Origin of the sequence: Synechococcus sp. BS56D (genome assembly GCF_004332405.1) — a bacterium.
In the GTDB taxonomy this organism is placed as follows: domain Bacteria; phylum Cyanobacteriota; class Cyanobacteriia; order PCC-6307; family Cyanobiaceae; genus Synechococcus_C.
On record NZ_PHQU01000003.1, the window covers coordinates 136,081 to 152,705 of the forward strand.

Genomic DNA, 16,625 nt, shown 5'->3' on the forward strand with positions numbered 1-16,625 from the left:
GATCAACAGGCAGAATGCCCAGCTATCACGGCTGGGCGATGGCACGAGTACTCAAGGCAATGCTGGGACTGGTGCTGTCTCTGCTCCTGTTTGTTCCAACTGCATCCGCAGCGCGAGATGACGATGCCTACGACGGCAACATTTTCGCCCTCTACGCAGGCAATGGCTCCCTGGTCCCTCCCGCCAGCACCCTGGCCGAATCCCAGGCAGCCGGGCGAACCAGCGTGCTCATCTTCTACCTGGATGACAGCCGCACGAGCAAAGCCTTCGCTCCAGCCGTCTCAGAGCTGCAACGGCTCTGGGGGCGAAGCATCGACCTGATGCCTCTGACCACTGATGCCCTGCAAGACCGCATTGATCGGGGCGTCCGCGATCCTGCCCACTACTGGCACGGTCGCATCCCCCAAGTGGTGGTGATCAACGGCGAGGGACGTCTGCTGCTGGATGAAGAGGGTCAAGTGCCCCTCGAGGCCATCAATGTCGCGATCAGTGAGGCCACTGGTCTTCCCGCTCCAGAGGGGGTGAGCACCAGCCTCAGTTTCAATGAGCTCAACACTGAAGTGCTAACCCGCTGATCCGAGCGATGAAACCGCCTACGCTGCGCGGCTGATCGTCCGGTCGATGCACCGGTGATGGCATGGCCACCCTGCTCATCGTGCTGCTCGTCCTCGGTGTGGCCGTGGCCTGGCTTGAGGCGCGGCACCGCCTGAGACCAGCCTCGCCACTGCAACTGAGTGCCAATGACTGGCACGTGGAGCCTCAAGAGCAAGGTGGGCTGAAGGTGACGGGCTCCTTCTCGATTCACAACCCCCACCAACGCATGGAGGTGATGGTTCCCGAGTTCGACGTGAAGCCCGTGCTGATTGGAAAGTGTGATCTCACCTCAATGAAGGTGAGCACCAGCATTCGGCCCGAGCATCCCGACGAAGAAGCCCGGGACGATGGCTACTGGGCCGCTTACATCGTGAAGGGAAGAAAAACCACCACGGTGAAGGTGGCGATCAGCATCGCTGACGCTGAGGGGACTGCGGTGCTCGAGAGCGTCGACACCCTGTGGGCCGACGTGCACTGGATCAACTACGGACCGTTTGGTCGTCTTCAACGCCGCCAGGGTGTGGTCTTTCCCTTGCGGCGTCCTGCTGTCCCGACCCGCGATCAGGCAAACATCAGGCCTGGCGACCAGTGCGGAGTGCTGCCGATCCGCACCCACCTGCTCGGGCCACTGGATGACACCGTTGACGTGCTTCGCACCTATGCCGGGCATCTCGTGCAGCCCGGTGATGTGCTCACCATCGGTGAAACGCCCGTGGCGGTGATGCAGGGCCGCTATAAGCATCCCTCCATGGTGGATCCAAGCTGGCTGAGCAGACTCCTCTGCAGAGCGTTTCATCCCACCAGCAGCCTGGCTACAGCCTGTGGTCTCCAAACCCTCATTGATCAGGTCGGTCCGACCCGGGTCCTGCTGGCCTGGGTTCTTGGCCTTGCCATGAAATTAGTCGGCAGCCCAGGTGGCTTCTATCGACTGGCTGGAGAGCAGGCTCGGCTGATTGACGACATCACCGGCACCACTCCTCCCTATGACCAGACGATTGTCTTGGGTCCGCAGGAGCCCCAGGCCCTCTGTGAGGCAGCAACCGCAGCTCTCGGCGTCGATGTGGCCATCGTTGATGTCAACGACCTCGGTCGCGTCAAGGTGCTCGCGAGCAGCCGTGGCTGCGACCACGCCCTGCTGCACCGGGCTCTGAAACCAAATCCAGCAGGAAATGCCAACGAGCGAACCCCTCTTGTGCTGGTCCGGCCAGCCTGAAGAACTCCCCGGGCTGCCCGACGGGCAGAGACGGGCGATACATTGAGCTCATCCCAGCTGAGCATCGTGGTGGGGGGAGCCGACTGCACCCTTCAGGTAGAGCCGCTCCATGCGGCCCACCTTCCCCGGCTTCAGGCCGGCGAATCGAGTGCTTTGCTTCCCAGACTTCAGACCCTTCTCCTTCAAGGGCTGATCGCTAGGGCGGAAAGCCTTTTTCCGGTGCTGCCGTGGATACGCCAGCCCAGGGCGCTTGTCGCTCTGGAGTCCGACCAACTGCGGGCTCTTGTGGAATTGCGTCCCCACAATCGCCAGGGCACCTGTTGGCGACTGGCCCTTGAAGACATCAGCACGCCATCGCAGCACAGTCGCGCTCAGGTGCTCAGCACCCTGCTCAAGGAATCCCTCCTCGGGGCGCACCCGCGATCACGCAGTTGGGTGATTCGCTGCCCATCCCAGGATCGCGACCAGATTGAGGTCCTACGGGAACTCGGCTTTCAACCCCTGCGTCGAACGCGACTTTGGAGCCGCGCTTCTACGCCATCGCCGATGCCGACTGAGCTTGGAGACGGATGCATCTGGTCTCCCCTCAACCGTCGCAGTGCTCCGCTCCTCTGGCCCCTTGAACAGGCTTCCGCATCAAGCCATCAACGACAGATCGTGGACCGACGCTGCAACGATCTACTCGACCAGTGCGGTGCCGGCAGCGGGGTGTTGCTGGGCAAAGGCGACAACGGTCCAATCGCCCTCGCCGGACTCCTGCGAATCGATCGAGGCCCCGATGGTGCCCGGTGTGAACTGGTCCGGGACCTGGCCTGGGATGAGCGACTCAATCGGGCATTGCCAGCGGTCTTGGATCGACTGCAACGGGAACAACCTGACCTGAAACTGCTTTGCAATGAGGAGGATCGTCCCTTAAACGCCTTGCTGGAAAGAGCGGGATGGAACTCCATTGGCGAGGAGCTACTGCTCGGCAGAAGTCTCTGGCGGCGACAAATCCAACCACGTCAACGTCCAAACAGCCTCCAACTGGAAAGCGTGCTGGGACGTCTCCAGCCCCAACGTCCACCGCTGCCGACCCCGAGCCTGGGGCGTCGCTGACCATCACGTGGCAAGCCTGAAGCCTCGCCCCCGTTCCGTTCTGAGCTTGGACGTCGGTCGACGCAGAATTGGTTTGGCCGGCTGCGACCCCCTCGGGATTGCGGTCAGACCGTTGCAGGCCCTGAGGCGTCAACGCTTTGGCGACGATCTCGAGCAGATCCGCAGGCTCTGCCACGAGCGCCGGGTGGAAGGTCTGGTGGTGGGCTTGCCGCTGGATGCAGAGGGAAGACTCACCGACCAAGCGGTCCATAGCCAGCGCTACGGAATCAGGCTGGCGAGAGCGCTCATGCTGCCCCTGGCCTGGGTGAACGAACACAGCAGCAGCTGGGCTGCCGGCGAGCGCTTCGGACTCCACGGCGACCGCAGCGGTCGCCTCGACAGTGCTGCCGCAGCCTTACTACTGGAGCAATGGCTGAACGATGGTCCCGAGCCAGAACCGGTCGCAGCGGCGGACCCGGCCTCTGGCAGTGTCAGCGGCGATGAAGGATCCTGTAAGAACACATCAGCGCAGTCATGAGCAGCAGCGGAGCCGGTAACGGCGGCGAAGTGCCCACCGTCCTTGTCAGGGACAAGGGGAGCAGGGATCTGCTCTGTTTCCTAGAACAACTGATCCCCCTCGATGGGGTCGACTACGCCCTGCTCACACCTGTCGATACCCCAGTGTGTCTGTTTCGCCTCAAGGACGGCGACGAACCTGAGCTGATCGACGCCATTAGTGACAGCGAACCGATCCTTTCTGTGGCTGACGTTGTTCTACAGGAACACGACCTGACGCTTGTGCGATCCGCCGTGACACTCACAGTCAGCGGTGAGCTGGACGAACCCGACCCCGATGAACTGGAGGAAGACGGTGAAGAGGAAGACGATTCGGAAACCTATGAGCTGCTGGTTAGTTTCCTGGTCGAAGAACAGGAATATGGCCTTTACATCCCCCTGGATCCCTTCTTCGTTGTGGCCCGCATGAACGACGGTGCCGCAGAACTCGTCGAGGGCGAGGAGTTTGATCGCATCCAGCCGCGCATTGAAGCGGAACTTGAGGAGCGGGAGCTCAGCAACTGATGCCGATGAGCCATCACTGGCTTCAACCCGACTGGGACCCTGGCCTGACACTGGCCCAGCTCCCCCTGCAACCGCTCCTATCGCAGGGCATTACCGCCATGCTTGTGGATGTGGATCGCACACTCCTGCCTGGCCACGAGGTCGTGCTTCCTCCCGCGGTCATCAGCTGGGTCGACCAGGCGCGGCAGCATCTCACCCTGCATTTGTTCAGCAACAATCCCTCCCGCCAACGGATCGGTGCGGTGGCCGCCCAGTTGGAGCTTGGCTTCACCAGCGGTGCCGCCAAACCCAGACGGGCCGCCCTTCGCCGGGTGCTGCAGGATCTGCAAGTGAGCCCGGAACAGCTGGCCATCGTGGGTGACCGCCTGTTCACCGATGTTCTGGCAGGCAATCGTCTTGGCCTGTTCACCGTGCTGGTACGACCGCTCCGAGCCGACGGAACCCCCTGCCGCCACGACAGGGTGCAACGGGTTGAACGGCAGCTCGCCCGCTGGATGGGGGCTGGGCGTCCATGACCCTGCGGGTGGTGAAGGTGGGCACCAGCCTGCTCAGAGGTCAGGAACAGGTTTCAACGGAGACGATGATCGGACGCCTCGCCGACGCCCTGGCGGAAAGCTTGGAGAAAGGCGATCGCGCCGTTCTGGTGAGCAGTGGTGCAGTCGGGCTCGGCTGCCGCCGTCTTGGCCTCAATTCGCGACCGGAGAGCGTGGTGGCTCTTCAAGCAGCGGCAGCTGTGGGCCAGGGCCATCTGATGGGGCTCTACGAAGCCGCCATGGCTCGCCACAGCAAAACCGTGGCCCAGGTGCTGCTGACCCGCTCAGATCTCGCGGATCGGCGCAGCTATCGCAATGCCTCGGCAACGCTCCATCAATTACTCGATTGGGGCGTGCTGCCGATCGTGAACGAAAACGACACCGTCTCGTCAGCGGAACTGCGCTTCGGCGACAACGACACACTGTCTGCACTTGTGGCTGCGGCTGTGGAAGCCGATGAGCTGATCCTGCTGACGGACGTGAACCACCTCTACTCAGCCGATCCGCGGATTGACGCCAGTGCCCATCCGATCACGGATGTGCATCACCCTTCCGAACTGGCTCAACTCGAAGAAGGTGCCGGTGACGGCGGCCGTTGGGGCACCGGTGGCATGACCACGAAATTGGCAGCGGCCAGAATCGCGACGGCCAGCGGAATCACAGTGCACCTGGCGGATGGGAGGGAAGCCAGCGTGCTGCAGGACGTGCTGCAGGGAGGCCGAGGCGGAACCGTGTTCCACCCCCATCCGGAACCCCTCGGACAGCGCAAACGTTGGCTGGCCCATGCTCTTCAACCTCAGGGTTCACTCCACCTCGATCACGGCGCCTGTGAGGCGCTTCTGCATCGGGGTGCCTCCTTACTGCTGGTGGGAATCGCAGCGATCGACGGGCGCTTCGACAGCGGAGATGCCGTCCGCCTGCTTGGCCCGGACGGGACCGAGTTGGGTCGAGGTCTGAGCTCCCTAAGCAGTGAGGCCCTCCAGAAAGCCTTGGAGGTCGGAAGCAACGACCCGGTTGAGAGCGACAACCGGCTCGATGGTGGCTCGCCCCTGGTTGTTCACCGTGACGCGCTCGTGCTCAGCACGCCTACGATCCGGCCGGCGGAGCTCTAACGCATGCATTTCAGTCAGTTGGTTGCTGCGCTGCAGCAAGGCGAAGCCGGCCTGCTTCGCCACGGCCTCGGGAGCGATCCCCGGCTCAGTTCAGCGGCGTCGCTGGAGAAAGCCAAGGCAGACCAGATGAGCTTCCTCGAAAAGGGCAATGCGCTCGAGCAAGCCCTCGAAGCAAGCCAGGCTGGCGCCCTGCTGCTTCCCGATCAAGACGAGTTAGTGCAACGAGCCGAGGCAAGGGGCACCGCCTGGGCGGTGTTCAAAGATCCCCGACTGGCCTTTGCAGAGGCCCTGGAACTTTTGCATCCACGACCACGGCCCCTCGCGGGAGTGCATCCCACAGCAGTGATCGGTGAACGGGTCAGCCTTGGTGCTGGCGTCTCCATCGGGGCAAGGGTCTGCATCAGTGACGGAAGCAGGATCGGAAACCACAGCGTCATCCACCCGGGGGTGGTGATCTACGACGACGTGGAAGTGGGAGACCATTGCGAACTCCACGCCAACGCAGTGCTGCATCCAGGCTCAAGGCTTGGGTCCCGATGCGTGGTGCACTCCAATGCTGTAGTGGGTTCGGAGGGTTTCGGTTTCGTTCCGACTGCCAACGGTTGGCGCAAGATGCCGCAGACCGGTCAGGTGGTGCTCGAGGACGGCGTTGAAGTGGGGTGTGGCAGCACGATCGATCGCCCCTCGGTGGGGGAGACCCGCATTGGTGCTGGCACCAAAATCGACAACCTGGTGCAGATCGGCCACGGCGTCGAAACGGGCCGGGGCTGTGCCCTCGCCTCCCAGGTCGGCATCGCTGGCGGAGCCCGGCTTGGGAATGGGGTCATCCTTGCCGGCCAGGTCGGTGTGGCCAACAGGGCTGTCATCGGTGACCGTGCCATTGCCAGCTCCAAGAGCGGTATCCATGGCGAGGTGGCTGCCGGTGAGGTGGTGAGCGGCTATCCGGCGATTCCCAATCGCCTTTGGCTTCGGTGCTCCGCCGCCTTCGGCAAGCTGCCGGAGATGGCCAAACAACTCAGAGAGCTGAGGAAAGAACTGGATGCTCTGATCAAGTCGGAGCGTTCGCCTCAGTAACCTCGCTGGCTTCGGCCCTCATCCCTGAAGCCCATGCGCCAGCATCGCGTTGTTCTGCTGCCGGGTGACGGCATCGGACCCGAAATCACTGCTGTGGCCCGCACGCTGCTTGACGCCGTGGCCTCTCGTCACGACTTCACCATCAGCTTTGAGGAGCAGCCAATCGGCGGTGCAGCGATCGATGCCACCGGGGAGCCACTCCCGGAAAGCACGCTCACCGCCTGCCGAGGGGCAGATGCCGTGCTTCTGGCTGCAATCGGTAGCCCCCGCTTTGACAGCCTGCCGCGTCAACAACGACCGGAAAGCGGTCTGCTCGCGCTGCGGTCCGGCATGGAACTGTTTGCCAACCTGCGTCCGGTCAAAATCGTTCCGGCTTTGATCGATGCCAGCACTCTGCGGCCGGAGGTGATCGAAGGGGTCGACCTGATGGTGGTGCGAGAACTCACCGGAGGCATTTACTTCGGCCAGCCGAAGGGGCGAGTCAGCGCTGATGGGGAGGAGCGCGGTTTCAACACCATGACCTACTCGAGCGGCGAGGTGGACAGAATCGCCAAGGTGGCCTTTGAGCTCGCTGTTCAGCGCCGTGGTCAGCTTTGTTCTGTGGACAAGGCCAATGTGCTGGACGTGAGCCAGCTCTGGCGCGATCGCGTGGAGGCGATGGCATCGAGCTACCCAGCAGTGGAGGTGAGCCACATGTATGTGGACAACGCTGCGATGCAACTGGTGCGGGCCCCACGTCAATTTGATGTGTTGCTCACCGGCAATCTCTTCGGCGACATTTTGAGCGACGAAGCCGCCATGCTCACCGGTTCCATCGGCATGCTGCCCTCCGCATCCCTTGGCAGTGAAGGCCCTGGACTGTTCGAACCTGTGCATGGCTCCGCGCCGGATATCGCAGGTCAGGACAAAGCCAACCCAATGGCGATGGTGCTATCAGCGGCCATGATGCTGCGCATCGGCCTCGGGGAGGAGTCGGCCGCCAGTGCCCTGGAACAAGCCGTGGATGGCGTCTTGGCAGGGGGCTACCGGACCGGAGATCTGATGGCAGAGGGCTGCACCATGCTTGGCTGTCGAGCCATGGGCGAGCAATTGCTCAACCATCTCTCCACCTGAGGAGAACCATGGGGGCCATTGCCGGTCCCGGCACTGCGTCGACCGGGATCGGCACTTGACCTGCCAAAATCTTCGGGCCTGCTCTGCCTGCGTCGATGTCGAAGCGTCACCCCGTTGTCGCCGTTACGGGTTCCTCCGGTGCCGGAACCAGCACCGTGAAAAGGGCCTTCGAACACATCTTTGCCAGGGAGAACATCACCCCTGCCGTTGTGGAGGGTGACAGCTACCACCGCTTCGAGCGGATGGCGATGAAGGAGGCCATGGCAGAAGCACTGGCCAAGGGTGAGAACTTCTCCCACTTCGGTCCAGAGGCCAACCTCTTCGACAAGCTTGAGGAACTCTTCCGCGTTTACGGCGAAAGCGGTGGCGGTCAGAAGCGCTACTACCTGCACAGCCCTGAAGAGGCCGCTGAGCACAACGCCCGTTTAGGCACCGATCTTGGCCCCGGCCAGTTCACCCCCTGGGAAAACATCCCCAGCGGCACTGACCTGCTCTTCTATGAGGGTCTGCATGGTGGTGTGCAGGGCGATGGCTACGACGTGGCTGCCCTTGCCGACCTGCTGGTGGGCGTGGTGCCCATCACCAACCTCGAATGGATTCAGAAAATCCACCGTGACAACGCCGAGCGTGGCTATTCCGCCGAAGCGATCGTCGATACGATCCTTCGCCGGATGCCCGACTACATCAATCACATCTGTCCCCAGTTCAGCCGCACCGACATCAACTTCCAGCGGGTGCCGACCGTTGACACCTCCAACCCTTTCATCTGCCGCAATATCCCAACGCCGGATGAGAGCTTTGTGATCATTCACTTCCGTAAAGGAGCACGGGAAAAGTGGGGAATTGACTTCGCTTACCTGCTGAGCATGATCCACGATTCATTCATGTCCAGCCCTACCAGCATCGTTGTCAATGGCGGCAAGATGGGTTTTGCCATGGAGCTGATCCTCACCCCGATCATTCATCGCATGATTGAGGAGAAGCAGAAGCTCTCCTGATCTTTTTGCAACGGAAGATCTATCGTGGGCTCATCTGAGTAATCAGGTGGGCCCATTTCCGTTTCATCCCCATCGTTCGTGATCCATGGAGCCGGCAATGGTGCCGGCGTCTCACCGCGTTGGGATCGGGTCAACAGTCAGGAGCTCATTGCCCGGGCTCGTCGGATCTATTTCCGCTATCTCAGCGAAGCGACGCGTTCGCAGGAACCAAGCGGCGTTGTGGTCTGTCAGAAGAGCGGCGAGGGTCGGGTGGTCTTTGAGATGCCCACACTGCTGCCAGAGGAAGAATTCCTCTCCACAGCGCTGCTTCGCAACCGGTCCCGTCGCTCCATGGCTCGCTGATGGCGGCTGTCGTGGCGGTGCCCCTGGCCCTACTGGGGGCCTGCATCGGCAGTTTTCTCAACGTGGTGGCATGGAGACTCCCACGACACGAATCAGTGGTCCACCCGGGGAGCCATTGCCCGAGTTGTGGTCATTCCGTGCGTTGGCATGACAACCTGCCGGTGCTGGGGTGGCTTTGGCTCGCGGGTCGTTGCCGCGACTGTGGCTGGACAATTCCGACCCGTTATCCGCTGGTTGAAGCCCTGAGCAGTGGCCTCTGGGTCAGCGCCGCGTGGGCACGAGGCTTACCCGTCGATCAATCCCTATTGGGAGCCGAAGCCGCGGCAGGGCTCTCCCTGGTGGCCGGAGTGGTGCTGGTGAGCCTCCTGCTGGTTCTGCTGCTGATCGATTGCGACCACCTCTGGTTGCCCGAACCCCTCTGCCGTGCCGGAGTCTTGCTGGGGCTGATTGTGATGCTGAGCGCTCCATCTCAGCTGCTGCCCCATCTGCTGGCCGCCGCCGCTGCCCTGCTGGGGATGGAAGCCCTCAGCGCCCTTGGAGAGAAAATCCTTGGCCAGCCAGCTCTCGGACTTGGCGATGCGAAACTCGCGGCCATGGGAGGTGCCTGGCTGGGACCGGCCGGGATCGCAGCTGCCATGGCCCTTGCCGTTTGCAGCGGAGCGATCATTGGTTTGATGGGCCGACTCAGCGGAAGACTGGGGCCACGACAGCCCTTCCCCTTCGGTCCGTTCATCGCCCTGGGCATCTGGTTGGTGTGGCTCACAGGCCCGATCTGGTGGTGGCAGAACTGGATCAGGCTGATTGGAGTGGCCTGATGGGCTTTAAATAGTCATCAGAAGGAAGAATTGCGTGTCGCTGTTCGACTGGTTTGCCGATCGCCGAAAAGGTCAGCCCGTGGTCAAGCTGACCCAGGAGCCTGAGGAGGGAGATGGTCTCTGGAGCAAGTGCCCGGAGTGTTCCCAGGTGGTCTACCGCAAGGATCTACTCGCCAATGCGAGTGTCTGCAGCAACTGCGGGCATCACAACCGAATTGACAGTGCTGAGCGGATTGCAGTCATCGCTGATCCAGGCAGTTTCGTGCCCCTGGATGGGGACCTGGAGCCAACCGACCCGCTCGGCTTCAAAGATCGCCGTGCCTATGCCGACCGTCTACGAGAGATGCAGGCAAAAACCGGATTGCGGGATGCCGTGATCACCGGCCTGTGTCGTGTGGAGAATCATCCGCTAGCCCTGGCGGTGATGGATTTCCGCTTTATGGGGGGCTCCATGGGCTCCGTGGTCGGCGAAAAAATCACCCGACTGGTGGAGAGGGCCACGGAACAGCGACTACCTCTCCTGATTGTGTGTGCCTCCGGCGGCGCGCGCATGCAGGAAGGCATGCTCAGCCTGATGCAGATGGCGAAAATCTCCGGGGCTCTGGAGCGTCACCGTGAGCAGGGTCTCCTCTACATGCCGCTGCTCACGCACCCCACAACGGGTGGAGTCACAGCCAGCTTCGCCATGCTCGGCGACCTCATCCTTGCGGAACCGAAAGCGCTGATCGGTTTCGCCGGTCGCCGGGTGATCGAACAAACCCTGCGCGAAAAGCTCCCTGACAATTTCCAGACGGCTGAATATCTGCAGGAGCACGGATTCGTCGACACGATCGTTCCGCGCACCCAGCTGAAGAGCACGCTCGTGCGGCTGCTTCGACTCCACGGAAGCCATCCCGTCGAAGCGGTCGGGTAATGGGCCGTCGACTTGTCCGCGGACTGCTTCTCGGCATCCTGATCCTGCTGACAGGGCTGGCGGAGCCCTATGCGGCCATGGCCGGCCCCGTGGACTGGCGAGAGGTCCCTCCAACCGCCGAAGGCCGGCAATGGTGGGATGCCGGAAGCGTGCGCCGCACCCGCGAAGGAACCCTGTCTGTGCTCAGTCGATTTACGCCGGAAACCGACCCTGAAGCCCGCCCCCTGGGGAGCCTCTACGTGATGCAGATTGATTGCGATCAGAAGCTCTATCGAGACCAGCAGGTCAATGGACTTCCCCGCTGGGGGGCTCAGTGGGAAGCTGCCGGTCAGGATGCATTGATCAGCAGCGTGATCGATGCGGTTTGCAGCGCTGACCTCGCCTGAACAGTCCCCATGCAAAGCAGATCCAACCGTCCCATCGGTGTCGCCATCGCCGGTCTTGGTTTCGGTGAAATCGTCCACCTGAAAGCCCTTGAGGCCGTTCAGGAACTCAAGCCCGTCGCCCTCTGGCATCCTCGAGCGGATCGGCTCAACCAAGCGACTACAACCACTGGACTGAAGGGTTATCAAGACTGGGATGGCCTGCTGGCCGATCCCGCCGTTGAGGCGATCGTGATTGCCACCCCGCCGGAACCGAGGGTTGATCTTGCCCGACGCGCCCTAGAGGCGGGCAAGCATCTTTTGCTGGAAAAACCGGTTGGGCTATGCGCTGAGCAGGTGGCAGATCTGCAGCGACTCGCTATGGCCCAACGCCTGAGTGTGGCCGTCGATTTCGAATACAGAGCCGTCCCTTTGTTCATGCAGGCAGCTCGTCTGCTGGCCCAGGGCGCGATCGGAACCCCCTGGCTGGTGAAGCTCGACTGGCTGATGAGCAGCAGGGCGAATCCAGAGCGGCCGTGGAGTTGGTATTCCAGCCGCCGCCAGGGGGGTGGGGTGATCGGAGCCCTCGGCACCCATGCCTTCGACATGCTGGCCTGGATGGTCGGGCCGATCGAAAACCTGCATGCTCTCCATCACACCGCCATTCGCGAACGCCCCAACTCCGATGGCCAGATGACCCCTGTCGATGCAGAGGATGTGGCCCTCATCCAGGCCCAGCTGCAGCGGCACGATGGCTCAGGCCTTGTTCCAGCCCAGGTGAGCTTGGCCTCCGTGGCACGGAATGGCCGTGGTTGTTGGCTGGAAATCCATGGCTCACAAGGAAGCTTGAAGCTGGGCAGCGATAACCAGAAGGACTATGTGCATGGTTTCGGTCTCTGGATTGCGCAGGGCCATGAGGAACCCCGGAGTGTCCAGGCCGATGCCGACCTGCTCTTCCCGACTACCTGGAGCGATGGACGCATCGCTCCTGTGGCGCGATTGCAGCAATGGTGGGCCCAAAGCATTCTCAGCGGACAGCCGATGGTGCCTGGACTGACCGAAGGCCTCCTGAGTCAGCTGGCCTGCGACCGCTGCCAGGAATCCCATGAAGGATGGAGCTTGCCAACACGGAATCCTGAGGGGCAGATCCGGTAGATTCGCCCCCATTCGTCACTACGACGTTTCACCACCGAGGACTTCACCATGGCGCTCGTTCCGCTTCGGCTTCTTCTTGATCACGCCGCCGAAAACGGCTACGGCATCCCTGCCTTCAACGTGAACAATTTGGAGCAGGTCCAGTCGATCATGGAAGCGGCCCACGAGACCGATTCCCCGGTGATCCTGCAGGCCTCCCGCGGCGCTCGCACCTATGCCGGTGAGAACTTCCTGCGCCACCTGATCCTGGCCGCCGTTGAAACCTATCCGGACATTCCGGTGGTGATGCACCAGGACCACGGCAACAGCCCTGCCACCTGCTACGGAGCAGCCGCCAACGGCTTCACCTCCGTGATGATGGATGGTTCTCTGGAAGCCGATGCCAAGACTCCTGCCAGCTACGACTACAACGTGGCTGTGACCAAGGAAGTGGTGGACGTGGCCCACGCCATCGGCGTGAGCGTTGAAGGTGAGCTGGGTTGCCTCGGTTCCCTGGAAACCGGCAAGGGTGAAGCCGAGGACGGCCATGGTTTCGAGGGTGAACTCTCCAAGGATCAGCTCCTCACCGATCCCGCAGAAGCCGCTGACTTTGTGGCCAAGACGAAGGTTGATGCCCTGGCGATTGCCATCGGCACTAGCCACGGCGCCTACAAGTTCACCCGCAAGCCCACCGGTGAAGTGCTGGCCATCAGCCGCATTGCTGAAATCCACAAAGCCATCCCCAACACCCACCTGGTGATGCATGGCTCCTCCTCCGTTCCCCAGGAATGGCTGGAGATGATCAACAAATACGGCGGTCAGATCCCTGAGACCTACGGCGTTCCCGTCGAGGAGATCCAGGAAGGTATCCGCAATGGTGTGCGCAAGGTCAACATCGACACCGATAACCGCCTTGCCTTCACCGCCGCTGTTCGCGAAGCAGCTGCCGCGGATCCCGCCAACTTCGACCCCCGCCACTTCAACAAGCCGGCTCGCAAGTACATGAAGCAGGTCTGCCTTGACCGCTATCAGCAGTTCTGGGCTGCCGGTAACGCCAGCAAGATCAAGCAGCGCGACATCAACTACTACGCCGGCCTGTATGCCAAGGGTGAGCTTGACCCCAAGACCGCTGTAGCCGCCTGATTCAGGCTGATCCAACGTTGGGATCACACCGGGGGCCCTAGGGGCCCCCTTTTTGGTGGCCTTAAGTCACCACGTCGATGCGGGCACGGTTGTTGGTCCTCAAACGTTCCGGTTCGATGATGCGTTGTTCAGGATCCGCCACCACCTCGAGGCAATGCCGACCTGAAGCGAGCTCCCATGGCATCGAGAATTGCTCCGAACTGCCAGCATCCATCCAGGGCAAGCGCAGAAAACGATGATTGCTGTAGCTGTTGTCCACCACAACAGCGATGCCCACATCACTCACATCGAGCTGGCCAAGGTTCTCGACCGTGAAACAAATGCAGCCATCTTCATAGCGAAGCTCGCGAATGCTGAGATCGCTGCTCAAGCACTGCACCGAGTGCAGGGGATAGAGCACAAGGCGTTCAAGGCGAGCGAGTTGGGTGCTGGGATGCTCGTGATGCAGATGGCCCCCGTAGCGCAGGTCGGTGCTGCAGCCATGGAGATGTAAGTGGGCATCCTGTTGGGGAACCGTGACTCTCCCCAGGGCAGGCTCCATATCAAAAAAGCCGCAGCAGTCCCAATGCAGGGAATGACCAAGAAACTGCAGGGGGTCAGCAGGATTGGCGGGATCCTGCTTAGCGAGCCTGTAGTGCTGGAGCAGGTCGTAAACGCTCGTCGCTGCCGTTGTGTCTGAAGACACATTGGAAGCCAAGGCACTGTTGCGCCGCTGCTGACCCAAGCACAACTTCGAAGCCACGGTGATCACGAGTTCATGCCACTCAGCGACGAGGCGAACGCCGTAGATGGAGGCATGCTCAAGCGCACCGGATTCGCGGCCCAGAGCAATCGCTCGCGCGATCAGTGGCTGCAAAGGTTCACCCTCATCAGCATCAAGTTGCTGCAGGTCCACGGGTCGACGCAAGGCCGTGGCGTCAGAGGAAAAACAGACATACGGGAAGTGAGAGCTGCCATCCCCTGGCTCGAGCTTCCGGATACCGCCGTTGAAGGCCTCGCACTTCCAGATCACCGTCTTGCCTTCAGGACCCTGGAGGAAGGTCAGCTCACCGTTATCCACGCTGGTGGTGGTGCCAAGACCGAGCACATCTCCATCCAGAGGAATGCGCTCCAAGCCAAGGTGCTCATGCACATCGCCCTGGATCAGATCGGTAATGCTGTTGGCAATGGTGAGCTCAGCCATGCAGACCAACACGCTGAGTTCATGCTGCCAACAATTCAGCGCAGTGACAGGGTGCCGCAGTCGCCATCAAGAAGCGCCTGCTGCCCTAAGGGCAGGGCCATATTCGGAAGACCATGCCCCACCGGCAGCTGCATCACCAACGGAATACCAAGGTCGCCAAGACGCTCTTCCAGAATGGCGTCCATGGAGAAATCGCCCGGGAGGATGTCATCCTTCTGCCAGGAGAATCGTCCAGTCGCGATGCCAGCGACCCCCTTGAAAAGACCGGCCGCTCGCCAGTGGGTGAGCATGCGATCCACCCGATAGGGCGCTTCACCCACATCCTCGAGCACAAGAATGGCGCCCTGCAACGAGGGCATCCAGGGAGTGCCAATCAGGTGGGTCGCCACTGTGAGATTGGTCACCACAAGCGGACCCTGCGCCAAACCGGAACGAACGGCCCGCCCAGACAAGGGAGCCACAGGACGACCACTGAGCAGTGAAACAGTGCGCTGCCACTGGTCATCAGGGCCACCGGAGGAGCCATGGATCGCCCCCAACGATCCCGACGCCCACTGCGCGAGCAACAGAGAGCTGGTATCGGAAAAACCAAGGGTCCAGAGGGACCGACGGGGAAAACGGAAACCAGCCTCAAGCACCCGGGCAGCCCCCCAGCCCCCCCCCACCACAATCAGCCCATCGAGGGTCGGGTCTGCCCAGGCCTCTTCCAATTCACCGACGCGCTGACCATCAGTCCCGGAGAACCACTGCCACTGTCGCCAGATCGTGTCGGGAATCTCCAAGATCCAGCCCTCCGCAGCACAACGTTGGCGAAGCTGCGTGAAATCCGTATCAGGGGAAATCCAGGTGCCTGGATTCACCGCCCGCAACCGTGAGCCGCGCCGCAAAGGGGGTGGGAGAGACAGGGCTGTGCCTTGAGCCCTGGGGGACGCAGCCTGGGAGACGCCAGGCAGCAGAGCCCCCATCAAACTGAGGAGACCGCTGGTTAGAACACGGCGACGCCCAATCCCCATCACGATTCAGGCGAAGCCCATCACCCGATCAAGGCCTTCAGCAACGCGCGCCCGTCAACACCGCCAGTGACGGGATCGCAGGCCCGCTCGGGATGGGGCATCAGACCCAAAACATTGCCCTTGGCATTGGTGATACCAGCAATATTGTCCACAGACCCGTTGGGATTGGCGACGTAGCGCAGAGCGATCGCATCGTCATCCTGGAGCTGCTTCAAGGTCTCATCGCTGCATTGATAGCGACCCTCTCCATGGGCGATCGGGAGCGTGATCTGACTACCAGCCACCTGATCAGACAACCAAGGAGTGCGGGAACTGGCCACCTGAAGAGCGGCGTCCTCGCAGATGAAGTGCAAGTTCCGATTACGAGTCAACGCACCAGGCAACAAACCGAGTTCGGTGAGGACCTGAAAGCCATTGCAAATGCCCAACACACGACCGCCGCCGGCTGCAAAATCCACCAGGGACTGCAGCACCGGAGCAAAACGAGCAATCGCCCCGCATCGCAGGTAGTCGCCGTAGCTGAATCCACCTGGAAGCACCACAGCGTCCAGTCCGCTCAAGTCCCGTTCCTCATGCCAGAGGAAGCGTGTAGGCAAGCCTAAGCATCCCTCCGTCGCCCAGCGCACGTCCCGGTCGCAATTGGAACCGGGAAAAATCACCACACCAATGCTCATGACTCCTGCAGCTCCAGGCTCCAGTTCTCGATCACAGGGTTGGCCAGGAGGCGATCACTGAGGAGCTCCAGACGTCGACGCGCTTCCGCTTCATCAGGAGCCTCAAGCTCAAGCTCCACCGCCTTGCCAATCCTGAGACGGGTCACACCGTCGACCCCGAGACGAGCCGCGGCGGCTCGCGTGGCCTCTCCGGCCGGATCGAGGACCGAAGGTCGCAGATTCACCAAAACGCGGGCTTGATAACGCGGCACG

General features: G+C 61.8%; 20 protein-coding genes. 16 read left to right on the forward strand and 4 right to left on the reverse strand.

What is annotated here, in order from left to right:
- The first annotated feature begins 14 nt into the window (after positions 1-14).
- The 16 genes from CWE17_RS05520 (at position 15) to fba (ending at position 13,503) form a co-directional block, all read left to right on the forward strand.
- Complete coding sequence (locus CWE17_RS05520) at positions 15-575, forward strand: thylakoid membrane photosystem I accumulation factor (RefSeq protein WP_131455365.1); 561 nt, start codon at positions 15-17, stop codon at positions 573-575.
- 62 nt (positions 576-637) lie between these two features.
- Positions 638-1,807 carry a F420-0:Gamma-glutamyl ligase gene (locus tag CWE17_RS05525; RefSeq protein WP_131455366.1) on the forward strand — a complete coding sequence of 390 codons (1,170 nt, stop codon included), beginning with the start codon at positions 638-640 and terminating at the stop codon, positions 1,805-1,807.
- A gap of 42 nt (positions 1,808-1,849) precedes the next feature.
- Positions 1,850-2,905, forward strand: a complete 1,056-nt coding sequence (locus CWE17_RS05530) for a hypothetical protein (RefSeq protein ID WP_131455367.1) — start codon at positions 1,850-1,852, stop codon at positions 2,903-2,905.
- A 16-nt stretch (positions 2,906-2,921) separates the two neighbouring features.
- Positions 2,922-3,422, forward strand: a complete 501-nt coding sequence (ruvX, locus tag CWE17_RS05535; RefSeq protein ID WP_131455588.1) for a Holliday junction resolvase RuvX — start codon at positions 2,922-2,924, stop codon at positions 3,420-3,422.
- Positions 3,419-3,964, forward strand: a complete 546-nt coding sequence (locus tag CWE17_RS05540; RefSeq protein WP_131455368.1) for a DUF3727 domain-containing protein — start codon at positions 3,419-3,421, stop codon at positions 3,962-3,964. Before ruvX ends, CWE17_RS05540 begins: the two co-directional genes overlap by 4 nt.
- A 5-nt stretch (positions 3,965-3,969) precedes the next feature.
- Positions 3,970-4,479: a YqeG family HAD IIIA-type phosphatase gene (locus CWE17_RS05545; RefSeq protein ID WP_131455369.1), complete on the forward strand. Its 510-nt coding sequence runs from the start codon at positions 3,970-3,972 to the stop codon at positions 4,477-4,479.
- Positions 4,476-5,609: a glutamate 5-kinase gene (proB, locus tag CWE17_RS05550; protein ID WP_131455370.1), complete on the forward strand. Its 1,134-nt coding sequence runs from the start codon at positions 4,476-4,478 to the stop codon at positions 5,607-5,609. Before CWE17_RS05545 ends, proB begins: the two co-directional genes overlap by 4 nt.
- 3 nt (positions 5,610-5,612) lie before the next feature.
- On the forward strand, positions 5,613-6,683 hold the full coding sequence (gene lpxD / locus CWE17_RS05555; RefSeq protein ID WP_131455371.1) for a UDP-3-O-(3-hydroxymyristoyl)glucosamine N-acyltransferase: 1,071 nt from the start codon (positions 5,613-5,615) through the stop codon (positions 6,681-6,683).
- 33 nt (positions 6,684-6,716) lie between these two features.
- Entirely contained in the window at positions 6,717-7,796 is a 1,080-nt protein-coding gene (gene leuB, locus CWE17_RS05560) for a 3-isopropylmalate dehydrogenase (RefSeq protein ID WP_131455372.1), read from the forward strand.
- 95 nt (positions 7,797-7,891) lie between these two features.
- A complete protein-coding gene (locus CWE17_RS05565; RefSeq protein WP_131455373.1) occupies positions 7,892-8,794 on the forward strand; it encodes a phosphoribulokinase in 903 nt (300 codons plus the stop codon).
- Positions 8,795-8,872: 78 nt separating this feature from the next.
- Positions 8,873-9,136 (forward strand): hypothetical protein, encoded by a 264-nt coding sequence (locus CWE17_RS05570; protein WP_240789262.1) that lies wholly within the window; start codon positions 8,873-8,875, stop codon positions 9,134-9,136.
- A complete protein-coding gene (locus tag CWE17_RS05575; protein ID WP_131455375.1) occupies positions 9,136-9,951 on the forward strand; it encodes an A24 family peptidase in 816 nt (271 codons plus the stop codon). The genes CWE17_RS05570 and CWE17_RS05575 overlap by 1 nt, the downstream gene beginning before the upstream one ends.
- 34 nt (positions 9,952-9,985) lie before the next feature.
- A complete protein-coding gene (gene accD / locus CWE17_RS05580) occupies positions 9,986-10,864 on the forward strand; it encodes an acetyl-CoA carboxylase, carboxyltransferase subunit beta (RefSeq protein ID WP_131455376.1) in 879 nt (292 codons plus the stop codon).
- On the forward strand, positions 10,864-11,250 hold the full coding sequence (locus tag CWE17_RS05585; RefSeq protein ID WP_240789263.1) for a hypothetical protein: 387 nt from the start codon (positions 10,864-10,866) through the stop codon (positions 11,248-11,250). Before accD ends, CWE17_RS05585 begins: the two co-directional genes overlap by 1 nt.
- Before the next feature lie 9 nt (positions 11,251-11,259).
- Positions 11,260-12,381 carry a Gfo/Idh/MocA family protein gene (locus CWE17_RS05590; protein WP_131455377.1) on the forward strand — a complete coding sequence of 374 codons (1,122 nt, stop codon included), beginning with the start codon at positions 11,260-11,262 and terminating at the stop codon, positions 12,379-12,381.
- Between the two features lie 48 nt (positions 12,382-12,429).
- Positions 12,430-13,503, forward strand: coding sequence for a class II fructose-bisphosphate aldolase (gene fba / locus CWE17_RS05595; protein ID WP_131455378.1), 1,074 nt, complete (start codon positions 12,430-12,432; stop codon positions 13,501-13,503).
- Positions 13,504-13,564: 61 nt separating this feature from the next.
- On the opposite strand, the gene CWE17_RS05600 is transcribed toward fba, so the two are convergent.
- Genes CWE17_RS05600 through purS form a run of 4 tightly spaced genes read right to left on the reverse strand, consistent with a single transcriptional unit; the run spans position 13,565 to position 16,624 of the window.
- On the reverse strand, positions 13,565-14,686 hold the full coding sequence (locus CWE17_RS05600; protein ID WP_131455379.1) for a CARDB domain-containing protein: 1,122 nt from the start codon (positions 14,684-14,686) through the stop codon (positions 13,565-13,567).
- A 35-nt stretch (positions 14,687-14,721) separates the two neighbouring features.
- The gene (locus tag CWE17_RS05605) at positions 14,722-15,699 is read right to left on the reverse strand and encodes an LD-carboxypeptidase (RefSeq protein WP_131455380.1); all 978 of its coding nucleotides are present in this window, start codon (positions 15,697-15,699) and stop codon (positions 14,722-14,724) included.
- 20 nt (positions 15,700-15,719) lie between these two features.
- Entirely contained in the window at positions 15,720-16,373 is a 654-nt protein-coding gene (purQ, locus tag CWE17_RS05610; RefSeq protein ID WP_131455381.1) for a phosphoribosylformylglycinamidine synthase subunit PurQ, read from the reverse strand.
- Positions 16,370-16,624: a phosphoribosylformylglycinamidine synthase subunit PurS gene (gene purS / locus CWE17_RS05615; protein ID WP_131455382.1), complete on the reverse strand. Its 255-nt coding sequence runs from the start codon at positions 16,622-16,624 to the stop codon at positions 16,370-16,372. Before purS ends, purQ begins: the two co-directional genes overlap by 4 nt.
- Position 16,625: the final 1 nt, after the last annotated feature.